Here is a 19824-nt window from a genome sequence, read left to right as displayed (position 1 = left end):
GCAGTTCCGGGGTCTGAGCTGGAGGGGTGGGCGTTCCACAGATGCGATGCGGCTCACGTCCGGCACGCCCTCCCCCGATGTCTCATCGGCCTGCGAATATGTGTAGAATCTATCAGGTTGCTCACCGGAGTTTCCTCAGAACATCCGGTTCGAGCACACCTGTGGTGGGCGTAGCTCAGCTGGTAGAGCATCGCGTTGTGGTCGCGAGGGTCGCGGGTTCGAGCCCCGTCGCTCACCCCACCACGATCCCCGGGAATCCAGACACGTACGGACGGAGTCCCGGGGATCGTCCCTTCACATCGAGAGAATCGCCCCGAACCTGACGGTTCGGGGCGATTCTCATTGAGGCCTCAAGCTCCTCTCGTCTCTCCGGCCGCCTTCATGTCTTCGATGACATCAGCGACCAGTTGCCGGATACCTCCCCAAGCAGCCTCCCTAGTGGGCTCCAGCCAGAAGGCCAGGTATCTCGGCAGCAGCACGGATGCTTTCTTCGTCTAGCGGGGACCAGGCCACCCTGGTTCCCCTGCATCGGAATCGACGTCCCTTTTGCAGTCACATTCGCCCCTGCCATCCCCGGAGATCGCCCAATCCGTGACTGCAAAAGGGACGCCGATCCTTGACGACCGCCCTTCTCCGATACCTGGTGGCCTGTCGCGAGACCACAGGCCACGCCGGCCGAGGTCAGGAGTCCTCGTCGATCGCGGACTCACGGTCCACGTCGAAGTCCAGCGCCTCCGCCATCGTGAAGAACAGGTCCGTCTGGTCGGTCAGGCCCACCACATTGGCCGCGCCGGGACCGTAGGCTGCGATACGCAGCTGCGCTCCAGTGTGCATCTGCGACTCGTCCTCCTCAGCCGTGCCGTAGGCCACCGTCATCTCCGCACCCTCATTCGTGGTCAGCGTGCGAGTCAGCCCGGGGGTGTCCTCACCGGTGTAGGTGATCTGGCTGGTGTGAGCGTGGTCAGCGGTCACGACGACCAGAGTCTCCCCGTCCTCCTCAGCGAAGTCCATCGCGACCTCTGTGGCCTCATCGAGGTCGATGGTCTCACCGATCTGGCCGCAGGGGTTGTGAGCGTGGTTCTCCTTGTCGATCGAGGCGCCCTCGACCTGCAGGAAGAAGCCTTCATCGTCATCGAGCAGCTCGATGGCCTTATCGGTCATCGTCGCCAGATCAGGGATGTCATCGGTGCGCTCGTCGTTCTCGGTGCATTCTTCGGCGCCTTCCTCAGCACCACCTTCTGTGGCCAGCGGGCCTTCCCAGCGCACAGGCATGTTGCCCTCGGAGAAGAGTCCCAGCACCGGTGCGTCCTCGTCGGCCGAGTCCACCGCACCCAGCTCATCAGCATCGGTGACGATCTGATAGCCGCGGTCCTCCGCCTGCTCCATGAGGGTCATGCCCTCCCAGTCACCGGCGACGGCCTCCTGCTCGAAGGTCTCTGCCCCACCACCGAGGGTGACATCGGCCCGAGCCTCCAGGTACTGCTCGGTGATCGAGCCGGGCCCGCCGTCCTCCAGCAGCGCCTCAGGGCACTCCTCAGCGGTCTCCTCCGGCCCGTAGCAACCGCGCTGGCTGATGTGCGAGACCAGCGCCGCCGGTGTCGCATCCTGGATCTCCGCAGTGGAGACGTTGCCGGTGCGCAGCCCGGCCTCCTGAGCCATCTCAAGGATGGTCTCCTGCGACTCCCCGTCGACGTCGACGCCGAGAGCGCCGTTATACGTCTTGGTCCCGGTCGACCAGGCGGTGGCCGAGGCCGCGGAGTCGATGACGTAGTTCGTCTCGCCAGTCTCCTCGTCCAAAGCGTAGGTGGTGTACTGCCCCGTCATCGGCAAGCTGTCCAGACCGGGCAGGAACCCGCCGGCACCGTGCTCGTAGTTCCGCGCGATGGTCAGCTCAGAGTCCGCCATACCGTCGCCGATCAGCAGGATGACGTTCTTCGCACCAGCATCCTGGACAGCCTCGCGGATCTCCTCGGTCTGATCCTCGGTGATGCGCTGAGCGCCGCCGTGTTCGGAGGTGTCGCCGACGGCGCTGCGATCAGTGTGCCGACCGCCCGAACCGTCTCCGGAGCCTTCACTGCCGCCGTCCTGCTCCTCGCCGCCGTCCTCATCGGTGGAGTCGTCCCCGTTGGTGGACTCGTCCTGATCCTGCTGCTCGTCGTCTGAGCCGCCTGCGGCCTGCGCGCCCTCTCCTCCGCATGCGGTCAGTGCCAGAACTGCGCCGAGGGCTGTGACCGCCAACGCACGTGAGAGATGACGCGGCCCCTCCTCAAGGCGTCCGTCGTTCTCTGAAAGCCAGTGGTGTCCCCTCATGTGATGATCCTCTCGGTGTGATCGGCAGTGCGCGCGATGTCTTCGCCGCGCACGGACCGCGTTCTCGGGTGATCGCTGTTCCCACGTGACTGCCACGGGCTCACCGTCTCAGGTGCTTGCGTGATCACGTGTGGGCACGACGCTAGAGACGCCAAGCAACGTCGCGATGACACGGAAGTGACAGGACAGCCACAGTTCGCCAAACCACGCTGACCCGCGACGAACCGCCATCACACCTCCTTGGCGGACCCGACAGGACCGTGATCTGTAACTCACATGTTGTTCACAGATTCTTGTATAACAGGTCGATAACAGCCCAGAATCCCCGGAATCACGCGGATGTGGCTTCCGACACGCCGCCTCGGGATGGTTGACGCAACACTTCTGAGACCTTTTACTAGTACGCGGACGTCTTCCGTGATGTCGGCGTGACCTTCGGGTCAGCCATCTCAGACCGAGATCGCGGAAGCTCAGGAGTCGAGGCTCTTCCCAGCACCGTCTACGACCTCGACTCTAGTGAGACCACCTGCAATTCCTACGTGAAGAAGCGCAGACGGTGCCACGACGACGGCCCGGGAGGGTCCGAGTGCAAGGGACTTCGGAGTGACTGCTATGCAGACTAAGAACAACGTGAAGCGCATCGTCGGCGGCGGCCTGGCTGCTGCTACCCTCGCCGGCGTCGGCGTCGCAGCCACTGCCCCAGCTGCGTCGGCCAACGTGTGGGACCGCCTCGCCGAGTGCGAGTCCGGCGGTAACTGGTCGATCAACACCGGCAACGGCTACTACGGCGGCCTGCAGTTCTCGCAGCAGTCCTGGAACGCTGCCGGCGGCTCCGGCAGCCCGGCCAACGCCTCCAAGGCTGAGCAGATCCGCGTGGCCCAGAACCTGCACTCCATGCAGGGCTGGGGCGCCTGGCCGTCCTGCTCCAACCAGCTCGGCCTGCACGGTGAGAGCCCGAGCGCCGGCGCCACCTCGCAGGGCTCCAACACCGGCTCCGCTCAGGAGAGCCAGCAGGAGCAGGCTCCGGCTCAGGAGACCGAGCAGGAGGCTGCCCCGCAGCAGGAGCAGGCTCCGGCAGAGGAGACCGCACCGCAGCAGGAGGAGACCCAGCAGGCTCCCGCCCAGGAGCAGGCACCGGCTCAGCAGGAGACTCAGGAGCAGGCACCGGCTGAGCAGCAGGCTCCCGCCCAGCAGGAGGCCCCGGCTCAGGACGCTGCTCCGCAGCAGGAGCAGGCACCGGCTCAGGAGACCCAGCAGGAGGCTGCCCCGCAGGTTGAGGCCAGCGGCGAGACCTACACCATCCAGCTCGGCGACACTCTGAAGGAGATCGCTGACGCTCACGGTGTGAGCCTGGAGCAGCTGCTCGAGGTCAACCCCGAGATCCAGGACGCCAACCTGATCTTCGCTGGCGAGCAGCTCCAGCTGCCGGCTCTCTGAGCCGCAGTCCAGCACCTCACTGAGTCACCTCACGCGAGGAACTGATGATGTGAGCTGAAGTCCTCCAGCCGAGAGAGCGCGGGGACGACAGTACAAGGAGGGCCTGTCCGCCACAGACGTGGTGGGCAGGCCCTCCTTATGTATATCTTGTGTATATCTTCTCTCCGGTCTATCCGGTCATCCGGTCACCGTCTCTGCGCGGAGTGCCTCGTCGTCGAAGAACAGAACGACTGTGCCATGCAGGTCGGTCCGATACACCCGCGCTCCGATGTCATCGAGAGCATCAGTGATCACCGGCGCCGGGTGGCCGTACATATTGTCTTCACCCACCCCGATCAACGCGATATCCGGAGCCAAGGCGTGGAGCATCTCGGTCCCGCCGTTGGCTGCACCGTGATGGGCCACCGAGAGGACATCGACGTGGCGAGGCAGCCTCTCCTGTTCCAGAGCGCGGCGTGTCTGCTCCTGCTCGAGGTCTCCGGTGATCAGCAGCCGCAGCGGATCCTCCGCCGTGCCCGGCGGTGACGCGGCGTCCGGGTCCACGAGCTCCACCAGAGCTACCAGCGAGTTGTCATTCGGCTCGGGATGATGGTCATCGGCCATCCATATCTGCCAGCGGACGGGGAAGTTCGCATCACCGACGCTCCGTGAGTCCCCAGGTACCGCGCGGTTGATCTCAAGCTCCTCGCTCGGCGTATCCCCGAAATCCACCTCCTGATGGGGCTGCCACGGCGCCGACCCCGCATGAAGGACCTCCTCCACGTCCCGGCCGCGCAGCACACCAGGAGCTCCACCGATATGATCCTGGTGCTCATGAGTCAGCATCATGGTCTCCACCGTCTGGACTCCCAGATCCTGAAGACAGGAATGTGCCAAGGCCGGGTCATCACCGGTATCGATGACGATCGCCTCCCGCGGACCGGTACGCACGACCACCATGTCAGCCTGCCCGACATCGCAGAGCGCGATCCGCCACTGCTCACCGGTCTCTGTACCCAGCAGCCGAGCACCCGGTACCACCAGCCCGAGGACGGCTCCCGCGGCCGCGGCCACAATGCTGACCCGCAGGACAGCCCCACCTATGCCACCGTTCCGGACGTTCCGTTCCCCTGAGGCAGCTACGTCATCACAGCTCACCCGCCGAGCAACGGAACGCTCCGAGCCACGACGTGGCCGGTTGCGCACCAGATGATGCGCCAGGATCAGGCACGCGAGGACGTAGAGCACCACCAGCACCACACCCAGAGGCCCCTGGGGCCAGGGGGCCAGGGACCGGGGAAGCTGCGCGGTCAGCCGCCCCACGGCTCCGATGCCTGCCGCCGCGAGTCCGGAGCACCACAGAATCCCGGTGGAGAGCAGCGGCAGCGTCGTCGAGAGGACCGCGGCGAAGGTCCCCGGCACGGTGATCAGCGGCACCAAGGGCGCGGCGAGCATATTCGCCGGCACCGCGTAGGTGTTCACGCCCTCGGCCAGCGGCAGCAGCACCGGGGTCACGAACAGCTGTGCCGAGAAGGCCAGGGCCAACGGCGCGGCGACGAGGACAGGTAGGCGCCGTTCGAGCAGCTGACGTATCGGTGTACCGATGAGCACGATGCCGGCTGTCGAGGCCACCGAAAGCTGCAGCTCCGGTTGCACAGCGAACCAGGGGTCATAGACCAACAGAACTGTGACGCAGACGCACAGCAGGGAGAAGGAGGCTCTTCCTCGCCCGGCGAAGAGTGCCATCGCCCCGATAGACCCCATGACCGCCGCGCGGATCACACTGGGCTCAGGCTGGACGAGCATGACAAACAGCGCCAGACCCACCAGACAGACCGGCACGGAGGTCCAGCGCGGGGCCCGCAGCATGCGCAGCGTACCCAGCAGAGCCCCGAGCACCAGCGCACAGTTGGCACCGCTGACCGCAGTGAGGTGACTCAACCCGGAGGTGCGCATGGCCTCGTCGAGCTCCGCGGACTGCAAGGATCGGTCTCCCAGGACCAACCCGGGCAGCAGACTCGGCCCATCTCCGATCGCTACTGACGCCGACTCCGCTGTCGCAGCGCGCATCCCGTTGAAGACCTCAGTGAACTGTGTCCACCCATCCGCCGGCAGAGCCTCCAGGCCGAACTCACCGGACATCGGCTCGTCGAAGGGGAACAGCAGCGCCGTGGCCCGCTGCCCCGGCTCCGTCGCGGCAGTCCGGAACATTCCCTGGTATCGATGACCCGCCCGCAGCATCTGCTCCGGACCTTCAGCGGCGGTGCCTGCCTGTTCTTCGTCTTCAGGCACCTGCAGAATGAGCACCACGTCATAGGACAAATCCTGCATCTCACGACGAGCTGACTGCTGATCCTGCGGATCCGGAAGCTCGGCACGGAGCACTTCGGCCTCAGCGATCAGCCGCAGCGATCCGTCAGGCGCTCGGCGCTGGGCACGGTCCGCATCTGACGTCACCCGCAGCTCCACCTGCACCGGACGGTCAGATTCCACGGCCGCCGTCCACCCGGAGGCTTCGTATCCGGACAGAACAGACCCGGCCTGCCATGACACCGCACCGACCGCCGCCGCGCAGAGCACCACCTGCCGCAGCAGAGGACGGCCAAACGGTGGATATCCAGATGATGGGCATCCAGATGGTGGGCATCCAGATGGTTGAGATCCAGACGGTGGATGACCCGGTATCAGACGACCGCGCATCACACGGCCCAACAGCTGAGGGCCCGGGCATCGGCCTCCTGACGAGGTACCCCCCGTACACAGCAGCAGCCCAAGCCCGAGGACCACCACCACCCCGGCGATGACGGCCATGCACCGACCGACGTCACCTCCGACATGGACCACGATCAGGGCAGCGCCCCAGGCACCTACAGCCGTCGGCAGCAGCCTCAGATCCAGAGGCGCCGCCGGGCTCACCAGCTCACCCGCCCCTCCAATTCTTGGAGCCTGGCCGGACCAATCCCACTGACCGCCGCGAGATCTTCCAAGGCGGAGAAAGGCCCCTCAGATTCCCGGTGCGTGATGATCCGCTCGGCCATGGCCGGGCCGATCCCCGGAAGGGTCTGCAACTGCTGCGCATCGGCGGTGTTGACATCCACCACCGCTTCCTCGGCACTGTCCCCGGCTCCTGACCCGACGCCCGCCTCACCGCCGGTGTCCTGGGCGTCTGCCGTGGATGATCCCGGTGCACCCCTCGGCCCCGCCTGCGCCGCCTCAGCCTCTTCGGCATTCGGCACATGGATGAGTGTGCCGTCTTGGGCCTCAGCCGCAAGATTCAGCGCTTCCAGGGCAGCTTCCTCCTGGGCGCCGCCTGCGGCCTCCACCGCTTCATGCACACGGGCGCCTGCCTCCAACTCCACGATCCCCGGCTCCTCCACCGCTCCGGTGACGTGGACGATCACCTGCTGGGCTGCACCCTCGGATTCATCGGCCGGGCCATCGTCAGCACTCGGCGAGGACGGCGAATCCGGATGATCCCGGGGCCGGCCGCCCCCGGCGGGACCCGATGCACCGCCGGTCTGCGACTCCGTCGCCGCGGACTGTATCGGCGCGTCAACATGATCCTCCGGTGGTGTGGAGCCTGAGGTCAGCCACGAGACCAGAAGCCACGCCGCCAGCGTCACCACGGCTGCCGCAACGGCACCGGTGCGCAGGCGGATGCGTGCAGGACGAGCATGCTGTGCCTCCCGAAGCCGCCGCTGCTGCTCGGCACGGGAGAGGACGGGATCCTGAGCCCAGAGATCCTCGGAGAGCTCCGTGACCGGCTCCTGCGGGATCTGGTGGAGATCCGAGCCGCTCCCCCACTGTCCTCCCCGCCGATCATGCATAGCCTCAGGCTAGGCACCCACAGCTCAGGCTCAGGAAGACCACCCATCGAGCTGGGGACGACCGGGCGTGTCACGGCCTTCTGCAGGTCTCTGTGGAAGACCCTCGTTGCCGGGACGCTGCCTCAGTACACCTCAGCGCACGTCAGTACACCTCAGCGCGCATCAGCACCGGTCAGGCTCGCAGGGCTCGGGCTCACCGTCACCGCGAGCACCCCCAGGCCCAGATGCGCCCCGAGCACCGCAGGAACTTCAAGGACGGGAATCGTGAGGACCGAGAGCGGCTGAAGCCGCTGCGCCAGTTCCACGCCCTGCTCTTCATTGCCGAAGACGTGGATCCCCACGCTCGGTTCTTCGCACGCAGCCGCCGCCTGCTCCACACGGCGCTGCAGCGCCTCAGCAGCCTTGGCCATCGTCCGCGGACGCTCCACCGGCACAATGGCACCGTCCTGTAACGCCAGCAGCGGGCGCACCTGCAGCAGGGAGCCCGCCCAACCGGCCAGGGCACCGATGCGCCCTCCGCGGCGCAGCTGCTCCAGGTTCGGCACCGCGAAGAGACTCGACGCACCCGCGCTGCTGCGCCGGGCAAGCTCGGCACACTCGGCCAGCGGTCTGCCCAGCCGACTCGCGGCGGCCGCTGCGAGGGCCGCTTGGCCCAAGGCCAGCCCCGCCTGCTGGGAATCCACCACCTCCACCGGAAGCGGCGCGTTCTGGGCCGCCAGACGCGCAGAATCCACCGTGCCCGAGAGCGGTCCGGCGATATGCACCGAGACGATGCCGTCCATGCCCTGTCTATGCAGCCGCTCGTAGACCTCCGCGAAGACACCCGGCGAGGGCCGCGAGGTCGTGACCTCCACACCGGAGGCCACCGCCAGGGCCAGCTCACGGGGCAGATCCGCACCGTCGCCGGAGTGGATCTGCCCCCCGATCATCAGCGGCAGCGGGACCACCGACAGCTGCTGGGCCACGCGCCCCATCAGCTCCACCGGCAGCCCGCACGAGGAGTCCGTCACCACCGCGATCCGTCCACGACGGCGCCGTGGGCCGCTCTGCAGTCCGAGAGAGTCGCCGCGGCGCGGAGTCAGGGCGGAGACCGTCTGCTGCGCCCACCGTGTGCGCCGCCACAGTGCCGAGCCTTCGACAGGCTGTGACTGCTCGTCGCCTTCGCGCCCGGCCGCGGCGGCGTCCTCGAAGGAGGTCATCAGCGCATCATCCGGTGACGACGTTGACCAGCTTCGGCTCCCGGACGATCACCTTGCGGACTCCGCCGTCGGCCTCGATGTACTTCTGGATCTTCGGCAGCTCCACAGCACGGCGCTCCAGCTCAGCGGCATCGATATCGGCAGGCACCTCGATCTTCTCGCGCAGTTTGCCGCGCACCTGGATCACTGCGGTGACGGTCTCCTGCACCAGCAGCGACTCCTCCACACGCGGCCAGGCAGAGTTCGCCACCGAGGCACCACGGCCAAGCGCCGCCCACATGTCCTCCGCCGTATAGGGGGCCACCAAGCTCAGCAGCTGGGCGACCACCTCCACGGCCTCACGCACTGCAGCATCCGCCCCACCGGCACCGGAGTCGATCTCCTTGCGCACCGCGTTGACCAGCTCCATGGTCCGAGCGATCACCACGTTGAACTTCTGATCGTCAAGGAGCTGCTCCGCATCAGCGATCGTCCGGTGGGTCACTGCGCGCAGCCCGGCCGCCCCGGTACTCGGGTCTGCCCCCACCTCACTGGTGACGTCCTGGGCCAGACGCCACGCCCGGCCGAGGAACTTCGAAGCCCCGGAGGGCGAGACATCGGCCCAGTCCACATCGTCCTCCGGCGGAGAGGCGAAGACCATAGTCAGCCTCACCGCGTCGACCCCGTAGGCCTCCAGCTGCTCACCGAGATCCACGCCGTTGCCCAGCGACTTCGACATCGCCCGGCCCCCGTTGAGCACCTGCCCCTGATTCATCAGGGCTCGGAACGGCTCCTGCGCGCTGACCAGGCCCATGTCATGGAGCACTTTGGTGATGAACCGGGAGTACAGCAGGTGCAGGATGGCATGCTCGACGCCGCCGACGTACTGGTCCACCGGCATCCATCGGCGTGCCGCCTCAGGATCGAAGATCTGCTCACCGTCCCGCGGAGAGAGATAGCGCAGGTAGTACCAGGAGGAGTCGACGAAGGTGTCCATCGTGTCGGTGTCCCGCTGGGCCCACCCGCCACAGTCCGGGCAGTCCACCCGACCCCAGGATTCGGCCGCGGCCAAAGGACTGCGCCCCTTCGGTGCCAGCTGTTCGCCCCGCAGGTCCTCCGGCAGGGTGACCGGCAGCTGCTCCTCCGGCACCGGCACCTCACCGCAGCGTTGGCAGTGGATGATCGGGATGGGCGCACCCCAGAACCGCTGGCGGGAGACCAGCCAGTCGCGCAGCCGGTAGTTCGTCGCCGCGGAGCCGGTGCCGCGGCCACTGAGCACCTCGATGGCGCGGGCCACCGCCTCATCCTTCCCGAGGCCTTCCCACTGCGGAGAGTCGATGAGAACACCGTCGCCGGTGGTCGCGGTCCCGGTCTGGACGGGGTCCTCCTCACCGGTGTCGACGACCACGCGGACCGGCAGGTCCACCGCCAACGCGAAGTCCAGGTCACGTTGGTCGTGGGCGGGCACAGCCATGACCGCGCCGGTGCCGTAGTCGGCCAACACATAGTCCGAGGCCCAGATCGGCAGGTGTTCACCGGTCAGCGGGTGGACGGCGTACCGGCCGAGGAAGACTCCGGTCTTCTCCCGCTCAGCGGACTGACGCTCGATGTCCGAGACCGAGTCCAGCCGACGCCGATACTCCTCGAGCTGCTCGGCGTGCTCGGCGGTCACCAGGTCAGCGGCCAGCGGCGCATCGGCGGCGACCACCAGGAACGTGCACCCATAGAGGGTGTCCGGGCGTGTGGTGAAGACCTCGACGGGTTCGACGTCCGCACCGTTCTCAGCCACAGCGATGGAGAAACGCACTGAGGCACCCTGCGAACGGCCGATCCAGTTGCGCTGCATCGCCAGCACACGTTCGGGCCAGCTGCCGGCGAGGTCGGCCATGTCATCGAGGAGCCGGTCGGCGTAGTCGGTGATGCGGAAGTACCACTGGTTCAGAGACTTCTTCACCACTGCGGTGTGACAGCGTTCGCAGGCGCCGTCGACGACCTGCTCGTTGGCCAGCACGGTCTGGTCCTTCGGGCACCAGTTGACCGGGGAGTCCTGGCGGTAGGCCAGGCCTCGTTCGTAGAGCTTCAGGAACAGCCACTGGGTCCACCGATAGTACTCGGGGTCTGAGGTGTGCAGTCGCCGCGTCCAGTCGGTGCTGATCGCATACCGTTTGAAGGATGCGGCCTGGGTGTCGATGTTCGTGTAGGTCCATTCAGCCGGATGGGCATCATTCTTGATCGCGGCGTTCTCCGCAGGCAGGCCGAAGGAGTCCCAACCGATCGGGTGCAGCACGTTGTAGCCGCGCAGACGCCAGTAACGTGCCGGGACATCTCCGATGGCGAAGGCCTCGGCATGGCCCATGTGCAGGTCACCGGAGGGGTAGGGGAACATGTCGCACACGTAGCGTCGTTCCCGCTCGTCATGCTCGTCGACGACGAAGGTGCCGTCCTGTTCCCAGAACTGCTGCCAACGGGCTTCGATCTCGCGGACGTCGTACTGTGCGGCCTCAGTTCGGCTCACATTGCTCACCTGTGGGGCACCTCGTGGTGGGTCGGTCTCATCCGGTGCCGACGGTGCCGGTGGGCACCGCCGCGGATGCGGGCAGTTGTCGGCGTCCAGTCTATGGGAGAGCACGAGCTCAGTGCTGCCAGTAGAGTGACTGATGTGCCGGACCCAGCGCCACAGCAGCCAGGACTCACCGATGCTCAGCTCTCGGAGGGTCCCTCCGAGACAACGGGGCCCCGCCTCGATCACTGCGCCGAACAGCGCCGCCTCCGCACCCGGGAGACGATCGAGGACGTGGCGATCGTCGTCGAGGGACAAGAGACCGTGATCCGGCTCCACCGCTACCGCTCCGTGCCGGGGTCCGGCTCGGCACGGAGCAGACCGCGGATGCTGCTGATCCACGGGTTTCGCGGTGATCATCACGGGATGCTCCGGCTGGCCAGCCACCTGGAGGAGATGGACCTGGTGGTGCCGGACCTTCCCGGTTTCGGCGCCAGTTCCCCACTGTCCGTTCGGCACACGATGTCAGCCTATGCCGCCGTGGTAGAGGCGATCGCCGCCGCCGAAGGATTCGGTGACCAGGATCTGCTGATGGGTCATTCCTTCGGCTCTCTCGTGGTGGCCCATCATGCGGCCACACGCCGACGGCAGTGGGGGGCGGTGCTGCTGATCTGCCCGATCAGCGAGGAGATGTTCACCCGCCACGAGATGTTGACCCGCCACACACCCGAGGAGCAGCGCACCGGCTCACCGGGGAACCTGCAGCTCACTGGTGCTGCGCTGCACCCACCGCGGATCAGTCGTCTCCTCCCCGGTGCCCTGCTCACCGAAGCCTATTACCGTCTCTGTGAAAGGGCGCCGGAACCACTCGGACTGGCGCTGCTGCGCAGTCGGCTGGCTCTGGCCGTGACCAATCTGACCATGATCACCTCGAAGCAGCCAGAGATGCGGGCCTATGTCCGCGAGCAGCATCGCCGCTACTTCGGCGGTTTCGCTGACCGCCGCACCGTGCTGGAGGCCTACTATGCCTCCAGTCGGCACAGCGTCACCGAGGTCGCCGGGCAGATCGATGCGCCCGTGCTGCTGATCACCGGCACACGAGACCCGCTCTCGACACCCCGCGGACTCGCTGACCTGCAGTCTGCGCTGAGGCATTCCCAGACTCAGACGCTGCGCGGAGTGGGTCATCTGATCCATTACGAGGCGCCTGCGGCAGCGGCCCGAGCGATACGCCGCTTCCTACACCAGAGACCGCACTGATTCACCGCGCCCTCACGCCCCCACGCCCCGCACATCCCGCCGCACCCTTCTGGCGTGATGAGGTTCTTACCGATCCGAAGGGCTTCACATCTGCAGGGCCTGAGCATCATCCACCCGGATGCGCACCCCCCGCACGCCCCGGTGGGCGCTGAAGGTCCGGCGCACCCGCAGCATCTCCTCACTGACCGCCGCACCGTCGGCATAGCCGAAGAACAGCAGATACCGGTGGGCGCCGTCCTCAGTGATCGACGGGCCGATCCACCCCAGATGCTCGGGAAGGTCCGCTTCCGCCACGAAGGCCTCCGCCTCGGTCTGCTCCGCAGTGAGGCTGAGCATCCGCCGGGCCGGCGGCAGACCGAGCTCCAGACGCCGATACAGCTCACGGTGGGCATAGCCGACCGGGTCCCACCGCACCAGGGCCCCGGTCAGCTCTTCGTCAGCGGCGGTGACCACGACCACGCCCTGCTCCTGGTGCGAACGCACCAGAGAAGCCGCGCGGAACCACCGTGCCAAGACGGTGCGCGGAACATCGAGACCTTCGCGCATCAGCTGTGTGTCACCGTCGAGCAGCAGCGCCGCCGCATAGCCCCCCGAGGCTACCGGTTCCACCCCCGGGGTGCTCACCACCAGAGCCGGCCGGTCGGAGACCTCGGAGACCGCGTGGTCCCGGGTCGAAGAGATGACCGGCACGGAGGGAAAAGCCCGGCCCAGCTCCTGGGCAGTGCGGTCCGCACCGCGGCTTCCCGCCCGGAATGCCGCGTGCCCACAGACCGCACACCGGTGATCTCGCTGATGCAGCCCGCACCACCGGCAGCGCAGCGTCCGGGACTGGACATGGTGCGGCGGCAGCGCCAGCGGTCCGGCGCACTGAGGACACCGCTGGTGGCTGCGGCACCGCTCGCACACCACGGCGGGGACGAAACCGGCGCGTCCCACCTGGATCAGCACCGGGCCGCGCTCCAGCCCCTGACGCGCCTGCCGGTATGCCGCCGACGGAAGCCGGGCTCGGCCCGCCGCCCCGTGCTGCTGGGTCTGATGCGAATCGGCGGTCGCAGTGACCAGCGGCGAGGCCGCTCGTCGCAGACTGCGCTCCGGGGCGTGGTCCTGGAGCCAACCGCGCTCGACGAGCCGCTGCACCTCAAGACTGCGTGCGGTCGAGAGCAGCACCAGCTCGGCTCCAGAGGCCACTGTCCGCAGCAGCGCGGTCTCCCGCACATGCTGGTAGGGGGCGCGCGGCTCCTCGTGGCTGGGGTCATCATCATCGAGGATCAGGATCAGCCGCGGACGGACCACCGGGGCGAAGATCGCCGACCGCGTGCCCACTGCCACCTGCGCCAAGCCATAGCGCAGCCGCAGGAACGAACGGTAGCGCGGAGTCGGGCCCATATCGGCGCTCAGCCGGGCCACGGCCTCCTGCCCGAGCCGCTGGACCAGCTCGTGCTCCACGGCCTCGACGTCCCGGCCGTCAGGCACCACGACGACGGCGTCACCGCCGTGCTGCAGACAGGCGCTGACCCGATCCACGACCATCGCCACCCAGCCGTGCTCCCCGTAGGACTTCAGAGCCAGATGGGCCTGCCGCGGTCCCGGCTCCTCGGGACGCAGCTCAACAGTGGGGACGTCGAGTCCTTCGAACTCCTTCTCAACCCGCGCTGCGCGGGTGGGCACCGCAGCACGGAGCACATCCGAGGTCACCCCAGCCCCGCGCGCGGCAACCTGCTGGGCCAGGGCCAGGATCTCCGGAGAGAGCACCGAGACCGCCGAGACCACCTTGCGCAGCGGGCTCAGCCGGGACCGGGTCCCCGGAGCCGAGACCCGGTCGATCACATAACCGGGGATCTCCCGGCCGGAGAAGAGCACCCGGACCCGGCAGCCCGGGCGCACCGCGGCATCCAGCTCCTCCGGCACGGTGTAGTCGAAGAGGCGGTCCAGATGCGGGACCGCGGAGTCAAGGAGCACCGTGGCCACCGGATCACGTGCCGCCGTGCCCGCAGGCATCGCCGGGGCCGGCGCCGGGGCCAGGTCATCGAGCAGCGCGGGCTGGGTCTCCGCGGAGTCGCCGTCGGCGCACCCGGAGACTGCGTCGTCGGCCTCTGGTGCCTCTGGCGGCTGTGGCGGCTCCGGGAACTGCGGCGAATCAGGCATCGAAGAAGGAACGCAGCTGCTCCACTCGATTCAGCCGCTCCCAGGGGAACGTCTCACCGTCATGACCGAAGTGCCCGTTCTTCGAGGTCTCCCGGTAGATGGGCCGTTTGAGGTCGAGATCCTCGATGAGGCCGAGCGGCCGAAGATCGAAGATCTCCTCGATCGCGGCGGCGATGCGCTGCGGATCCACCGTCTCGGTGCCGAAGGTCTCCACATAGATGCCCACCGGCCGGGCCCGGCCGATGGCATAGGCGATCTGGATCTCGGCCCGCCGCGCCAACCCCGCGGCGACCACGTTCTTGGCCACCCACCGCAGCGCATAGGCCGCCGAGCGGTCCACCTTCGACGGGTCCTTCCCGGAGAAGGCACCCCCACCGTGCCGGGCGAAACCGCCGTAGGTGTCCACGATGATCTTGCGACCGGTCAGCCCGGCATCACCGACGGGCCCGCCGATGACGAACGGACCCGAGGGGTTGATGATCTCATTGGCCCGGCCGATCTCCAGGCCCGATTCCTCGATCACCGGTGCGATGACGTGGGTGGAGATCTGTTCGCGCAGCTGCTCCTGCGTGGTCTCCTGAGTGTGCTGGGAGGACACGACGACCGTATCGAGACTGACCGGACGGTCTGCGTCGTACCCCACGGTGACCTGGGTCTTACCGTCAGGTCGCAGGTTCCCCAAGAGTCCGGACTGCCGAGTCTCGGTCAGCCGTGCGGAGAGCCGGTGGGCCAGGGCGATGGGCATCGGCATATACGTGTCCGTCTCATCGCTGGCATAGCCGAACATGATGCCCTGGTCACCGGCTCCCTGGGCGTCACGGGGATCTGTGGCGCCCGCGCGCGCTTCCAAGGAGTTGAAGACCCCGGAAGAGATGTCCTGAGACTGCTGGCCGATGGAGACGGAGACCCCGCAGCGTGCCCCGTCGAAGCCGTTGGCCGAGGAGTCATAGCCGATGTCCAGCAGGGTCTGCCGGACGATCTGCGGGATCTCGACGTAGGCCGAAGTGGTGACCTCACCGGCCACGTGCACCAGGCCGGTGGTGGTCAGCGTCTCTACGGCCACCCGCGAGTCCGGGTCTGCGGTGAGCAGGGCGTCGAGCACGGCGTCGGAGATCTGGTCGCAGATCTTATCCGGGTGGCCCACGGTCACCGACTCTGAGGAGAACAGGCGCAGTGCGGGGGCGGCAGCTGAGGAAACGCTCGAGATGGTCACCGGCTCATCCTACGACAGCGACCGAGGCGGCGGCTGGGCCGATGAAACCCAGCTGTCACACGGGGACGCATCATCGGCTGCTGATCGCAGGCAGGCGCTGAAGGTCCGTGCAGGCGGACTGTGTCAGAGCAGCCGACTCGCCTGGGCCACGACGGCCTGGGCGGCACGGGTCTTGGAACCGGCCACGGTCAGCGGTTCCGCTCCCAGCACCTGCTGGGACTGCTGTGAGGCGAGGATGTGCACTTCAGTGTCCTCACGGCCGAAGACCAGGTCGGTGCCGACCTGGTTGAGCACGAGCAGATCACAGCCCTTGCGCTGCAGCTTCTGCCCGGCCAAATCCACGGGGTCATGCTCGGCGTCGCCGGTCTCTGCGGCGAAGCCGACGATCACCGTCGGTCCCTTGCCGGTGCGGCTGCGTGCCGCCACGGTCTCGGCGAGGATGTCGGGATTGCGGGTCAGGGTGATCGTGGGATCCTGCCCGTCATCGGTCTTCTTGATCTTCGATTCGCCCACGGTCAGCGGCCGGAAGTCCGCGACGGCGGCGGCCATGATGAGCATGTCGCATTCAGCACTCGCCTCGGCCACAGCGGCGCCCAGCTGCTGAGCCGACTCGATGTGCTCGAGCGAGATGCCCTCATCGGAGGCCGGCGGCTCCGTCTCCAGGGTGCCCAGGATCAGATGGACATCGGCCCCGGCCTGCCGTGCGGCGCGGGCGAGGGCGATCCCCTGCCGCCCCGAGGAGCGGTTACCGAGGAACCGCACCGGATCGAGCGCCTCGCGGGTGCCTCCGGCGGTGACGACCACACGACGGCCCCGCAGGGGCTCATCATGTACGGGGTGATCAGCCGGCTCAGAGGCCCCAGCAGGCGACATCGGCGCCGGGTCGGCGAGGAAGGCCTGCAGGTGCCGGTGGATGTCCTCGGGCTCGGGCAGCCGGCCCGGACCGGAGTCCGTACCGGTGAGCCGACCAGAGGCCGGTTCCATTACCTCGATGCCGCGGGCGCGCAGCACCTCGACGTTCTCCGCTGTGGCCGGATTACCCCACATCTCGGTGTGCATGGCAGGCACCAGGATCACCGGAGCCTGCGTGGCCAGCAGGGTGGAGGTCAACAGGTCATCGGCCCGCCCAGCTCGCACTCGTGCTAAGAGGTCCGCTGTGGCCGGGGCCACGACGACGAGGTCCGCCTGCTGGCCCAGCCGCACATGGCGCACCTCATCCACCCGGGAGAACACTCCGGTGGTGACGGGACGGGAGCTGATCGCTTCCCAGGTGGCGGCTCCGACGAACTCCAAGGAGGCCGCCGTGGGCACCACATCAACCTGATGGCCCTGCTCGCGCAGCAGCCGCAGCAGATGGACCGCCTTATAGGCGGCGATCCCGCCGCTGACTCCCAGGACGATGCGCATCTTGCGGTGTCCGTGCCCGGACCGGCTCAGGAGGCCGGGTTCTCTGCCGGGTGGTTCACCAGCAGGTCATCGTTGATCTCACGCAGCGCGATGGACAGCGGCTTCTCATTGAGCTTGGTGTCCACCAGGGGGCCGACATACTCGAAGAGGCCCTCGTGCAGCTGGGCGTAGTAGGCATTGATCTGGCGGGCGCGCTTTGCGGCGAAGAGGACCATGGCGTACTTGGAGTCGCTCTTGTCCATCAGCTCGTCGATGGGCGGGTCGATGATGCCTGCGTGCTGGTCGGTCACGGAAGATCCGTCCTTACTCGACGCCCTGGGCGTCAGCTGGGTGTCATGTCATCTCTCCCGGGCCGTCGGGATGACCATCCTCGCCCGGGACGTCACTCTCCGGCGGGTTCCGCCCCGATGAGAGCAACAAGTTCATATGCGGCACGTTCCAGCTCGTCGTTCACCACGGTGACGTCGAACTCGGATTCTGCCGCGAGTTCCATCTTAGCTGTTTCGAGCCGACAGTGCTGTTCCTCGGCCGACTCCGTCCCGCGACCGATCAGCCGTCCGACGAGTTCATCCCAGGACGGCGGCGCCAGAAACACGAACTGAGCCTCCGGCATCGTCTCCCGGACCTGCCGAGCACCCTGCAGGTCGATCTCCAGCAGCACTCGGCGCCCGGCCTCCACCGCATCGAGGACGGTGGAGCGCAAGGTCCCATAACGATGCCGGCCGTGGACCGTCGCCCACTCCAGAAAGGCCTGGTCCTCGATGAGCCGGTCGAACTGCTCCGGGGTGAGGAAGTGGTAGTCGGCCCCGTCGGCTTCTCCGGGGCGGGGATCGCGGGTGGTCGCGGAGACCGAGAAGAACACCTCGGGATAGTGCTGGCGGATGTGCCGGCTCAACGTGGATTTCCCCACTGAGGTGGGCCCGGCCAGCACTGTCACCCGCGGCCGGTCCGGTTCAGTGTGCGTCATCAATCCTCCTGCTGGTCACCTGCTCTGCCCGTTCCTCACGCCGTTCCTCCTGCTATGACGCGACAGCGTCCGACGGTATCCGACGGCGTCCGACACAGCAGCGGTGCCGTCCATCCTACTGATGAACGGCACCGCTGCTGTGTCTTCTGCCGCCTGAGCTCAGCCGTGACGCAGGTGCTCACCCAGCGCCGCGCGCTGTTTGATCCCCAGGCCCCCGATGCGTCGGCTCTCTGAGATCCCCAGCGACTCCAGCGTCTTGGCCGCGGTGACCTTGCCGACACCGGGCAGGGCCTCGAGCAGCTCCACAGTGCGCAGGCGGGCCACAGCCTCTGAGGTCTCAGCCCGGCTCAGGACATCTTCAAAGCTCAATCGGCCCGCACCGAACTCCTCTTTCACGCTGGCGCGTTCAAGGCGTGCGGCAAGAGCCTTCTGGCGTGCAGTGTCGCGTTCTTCCTTGCTCAGCTCCCGCAATGCCACGGAATCCTCCTCATACGGGCTTCACGCCTCCGAAATCCGTCGTTCCGGCGCGCCCGCCCTCCAATCGACTTCTCTGTGCCAAAAGATAGCCCGTTGAAACCCGGCGCGCAATCATCGGTAATGCGCATCTCACATAGTGTCACCACAGTCTGCGCCGCATGCTCCCAGGCTTCCGGATATCTCCAGGTCACATGCTGGGAGCTTGTTTTTCAGCAGCCGCACATCACCTGAAAGAGGCGAGATCTCGGCGTGTCGATTCGATGGCCTCACTCAGCTCCGTAACCTCAGGACCCACCTGGAGGATCTGCCGGGAGGAGTTCACCAGCACCTGACGGCTCGCCGGACCGAACCCCTGCCGCAGATCCTGCGAGGAGGCCCCCTGGGCACCGAACCCCGGAGCCAGCAGCGGTACTCGCCCGACTGTGAGGTCGATGCCGTGCTCCGCTGCCAGCGCGGCAGTGGTCGCACCGACCACCAGCCCCACCGAACCCAACGCACCGGTGGCACTGGGCAGGGCGGTGGCGGCGGCGCGGACGATCTCCTCCGCCACCCTGCCACCGGCCTGGGTCTCGGCGAGCTGCACCTGAGCCCCTTCAGGGTTCGACGTCAGTGCGAGGACGAACAATCCGGCACCCCGGGCCTGCGCCGTCTCGACGGCCGGCTGCAGCGCACCGAACCCCAGATAGGGGCTGACCGTCAGTGCGTCCGCAGGCCACGGCGCATCCGCGCCCAACCACGCGTCGGCGTATCCGGCCATCGTCGTGCCGATATCTCCGCGCTTGGCATCGGCGATCACCAGCAGCTCCGAGGCCCGGGCGAGGCTGATGATCTCCGCCAGCGATTCCAGGCCACCGGGGCCGTACTGCTCGAAGAAGGCCACCTGTGGTTTGATCACTGCGACGCGCCCCGCGGCCGCGTCGATCACGCGCCGTCCGAACTCCAGCAGGCCCCGCTCATCGAGCGGCAGCCCCCAGCTCCGCAGCAGCTGAGGATGGGGGTCGATGCCTACGCAGAGCGGACCACGGCGGTCCAACGCCTCCTCCAGACGCTCGCCGAAGGGACGGACACCGAAGGGATGGACACGGGGACTCACCGTGGCAGTCGTGTGGGGGGACATCATGACC

At 67.4% G+C, this 19824-nt stretch carries 14 protein-coding genes and 1 tRNA gene; 3 read left to right on the top strand and 12 right to left on the bottom strand.

The annotated features are described in order from the left end of the window. Positions 1 to 164: 164 nt before the first annotated feature. Positions 165 to 240: transfer RNA gene (locus RIL96_RS03875), tRNA-His, on the top strand. A 441-nt stretch (positions 241 to 681) separates the two neighbouring features. Here RIL96_RS03875 and phoA read toward each other — a convergent pair. Then, a complete protein-coding gene (phoA, locus tag RIL96_RS03870; protein ID WP_310547678.1) occupies positions 682 to 2310 on the bottom strand; it encodes an alkaline phosphatase in 1629 nt (542 codons plus the stop codon). 612 nt (positions 2311 to 2922) lie between these two features. Here phoA and RIL96_RS03865 point away from each other — a divergent pair. Further along, positions 2923 to 3747 (top strand): LysM peptidoglycan-binding domain-containing protein, encoded by an 825-nt coding sequence (locus tag RIL96_RS03865; protein WP_310547677.1) that lies wholly within the window; start codon positions 2923 to 2925, stop codon positions 3745 to 3747. Positions 3748 to 3924: 177 nt separating this feature from the next. On the opposite strand, the gene RIL96_RS03860 is transcribed toward RIL96_RS03865, so the two are convergent. The 4 genes from RIL96_RS03860 to leuS all read right to left on the bottom strand — a co-directional run bounded on the left by RIL96_RS03860 (position 3925) and on the right by leuS (position 11255). Then, positions 3925 to 6219 (bottom strand): ComEC/Rec2 family competence protein, encoded by a 2295-nt coding sequence (locus RIL96_RS03860; RefSeq protein ID WP_310547676.1) that lies wholly within the window; start codon positions 6217 to 6219, stop codon positions 3925 to 3927. Positions 6220 to 6638: 419 nt separating this feature from the next. Next, complete coding sequence (locus RIL96_RS03855) at positions 6639 to 7553, bottom strand: helix-hairpin-helix domain-containing protein (protein WP_310547675.1); 915 nt, start codon at positions 7551 to 7553, stop codon at positions 6639 to 6641. Between the two features lie 152 nt (positions 7554 to 7705). Continuing rightward, on the bottom strand, positions 7706 to 8752 hold the full coding sequence (locus RIL96_RS03850) for a DegV family protein (RefSeq protein WP_310547674.1): 1047 nt from the start codon (positions 8750 to 8752) through the stop codon (positions 7706 to 7708). 7 nt (positions 8753 to 8759) lie between these two features. Further along, positions 8760 to 11255, bottom strand: coding sequence for a leucine--tRNA ligase (gene leuS / locus RIL96_RS03845; protein ID WP_374761838.1), 2496 nt, complete (start codon positions 11253 to 11255; stop codon positions 8760 to 8762). Positions 11256 to 11390: 135 nt separating this feature from the next. On the opposite strand from leuS, the gene RIL96_RS03840 reads away from it, so the two are divergent. Next, positions 11391 to 12491 (top strand): alpha/beta fold hydrolase, encoded by a 1101-nt coding sequence (locus RIL96_RS03840; protein WP_310547672.1) that lies wholly within the window; start codon positions 11391 to 11393, stop codon positions 12489 to 12491. Positions 12492 to 12575: 84 nt separating this feature from the next. On the opposite strand, the gene RIL96_RS03835 is transcribed toward RIL96_RS03840, so the two are convergent. The 7 genes from RIL96_RS03835 to pyrF all read right to left on the bottom strand — a co-directional run bounded on the left by RIL96_RS03835 (position 12576) and on the right by pyrF (position 19820). After that, positions 12576 to 14636: a primosomal protein N' family DNA-binding protein gene (locus tag RIL96_RS03835; protein ID WP_310547671.1), complete on the bottom strand. Its 2061-nt coding sequence runs from the start codon at positions 14634 to 14636 to the stop codon at positions 12576 to 12578. Next, entirely contained in the window at positions 14629 to 15849 is a 1221-nt protein-coding gene (metK, locus tag RIL96_RS03830; RefSeq protein WP_310547670.1) for a methionine adenosyltransferase, read from the bottom strand. The genes RIL96_RS03835 and metK overlap by 8 nt, the downstream gene beginning before the upstream one ends. Positions 15850 to 15972: 123 nt before the next feature. Then, positions 15973 to 17256, bottom strand: a complete 1284-nt coding sequence (coaBC, locus tag RIL96_RS03825; RefSeq protein ID WP_310547669.1) for a bifunctional phosphopantothenoylcysteine decarboxylase/phosphopantothenate--cysteine ligase CoaBC — start codon at positions 17254 to 17256, stop codon at positions 15973 to 15975. Between the two features lie 26 nt (positions 17257 to 17282). Beyond that, the gene (rpoZ, locus tag RIL96_RS03820) at positions 17283 to 17498 is read right to left on the bottom strand and encodes a DNA-directed RNA polymerase subunit omega (RefSeq protein WP_374761844.1); all 216 of its coding nucleotides are present in this window, start codon (positions 17496 to 17498) and stop codon (positions 17283 to 17285) included. Between the two features lie 140 nt (positions 17499 to 17638). Beyond that, positions 17639 to 18223, bottom strand: a complete 585-nt coding sequence (gene gmk / locus RIL96_RS03815; RefSeq protein WP_310547667.1) for a guanylate kinase — start codon at positions 18221 to 18223, stop codon at positions 17639 to 17641. A gap of 159 nt (positions 18224 to 18382) precedes the next feature. Further along, complete coding sequence (gene mihF, locus RIL96_RS03810) at positions 18383 to 18700, bottom strand: integration host factor, actinobacterial type (RefSeq protein ID WP_310547666.1); 318 nt, start codon at positions 18698 to 18700, stop codon at positions 18383 to 18385. Between the two features lie 223 nt (positions 18701 to 18923). Beyond that, the gene (gene pyrF / locus RIL96_RS03805) at positions 18924 to 19820 is read right to left on the bottom strand and encodes an orotidine-5'-phosphate decarboxylase (RefSeq protein WP_310547665.1); all 897 of its coding nucleotides are present in this window, start codon (positions 19818 to 19820) and stop codon (positions 18924 to 18926) included. Positions 19821 to 19824 lie beyond the last annotated feature (4 nt).

Origin of the sequence: Nesterenkonia aerolata, from assembly GCF_031470965.1 — a bacterium.
In the GTDB taxonomy this organism is placed as follows: Bacteria; Actinomycetota; Actinomycetes; order Actinomycetales; family Micrococcaceae; genus Nesterenkonia; species Nesterenkonia aerolata.
Note: the sequence above shows the minus strand (reverse complement) of the source record. Positions and strands in the feature narration are given on the sequence as shown.

Coding starts and splice junctions, on each gene's coding strand:
- RIL96_RS03850 (WP_310547674.1), bottom strand. CDS start 8,752: ATGACCTCCTTCGAGGACGCCGCCGCGGCCGGGCGCGAAGGCGACGAG.
- RIL96_RS03855 (WP_310547675.1), bottom strand. CDS start 7,553: ATGCATGATCGGCGGGGAGGACAGTGGGGGAGCGGCTCGGATCTCCAC.
- rpoZ (WP_374761844.1), bottom strand. CDS start 17,498: ATGGACAAGAGCGACTCCAAGTACGCCATGGTCCTCTTCGCCGCAAAG.
- RIL96_RS03865 (WP_310547677.1), top strand. CDS start 2,923: ATGCAGACTAAGAACAACGTGAAGCGCATCGTCGGCGGCGGCCTGGCT.
- phoA (WP_310547678.1), bottom strand. CDS start 2,310: ATGAGGGGACACCACTGGCTTTCAGAGAACGACGGACGCCTTGAGGAG.
- coaBC (WP_310547669.1), bottom strand. CDS start 17,256: ATGCGCATCGTCCTGGGAGTCAGCGGCGGGATCGCCGCCTATAAGGCG.
- pyrF (WP_310547665.1), bottom strand. CDS start 19,820: ATGATGTCCCCCCACACGACTGCCACGGTGAGTCCCCGTGTCCATCCC.
- gmk (WP_310547667.1), bottom strand. CDS start 18,223: ATGACGCACACTGAACCGGACCGGCCGCGGGTGACAGTGCTGGCCGGG.
- RIL96_RS03835 (WP_310547671.1), bottom strand. CDS start 14,636: ATGCCTGATTCGCCGCAGTTCCCGGAGCCGCCACAGCCGCCAGAGGCA.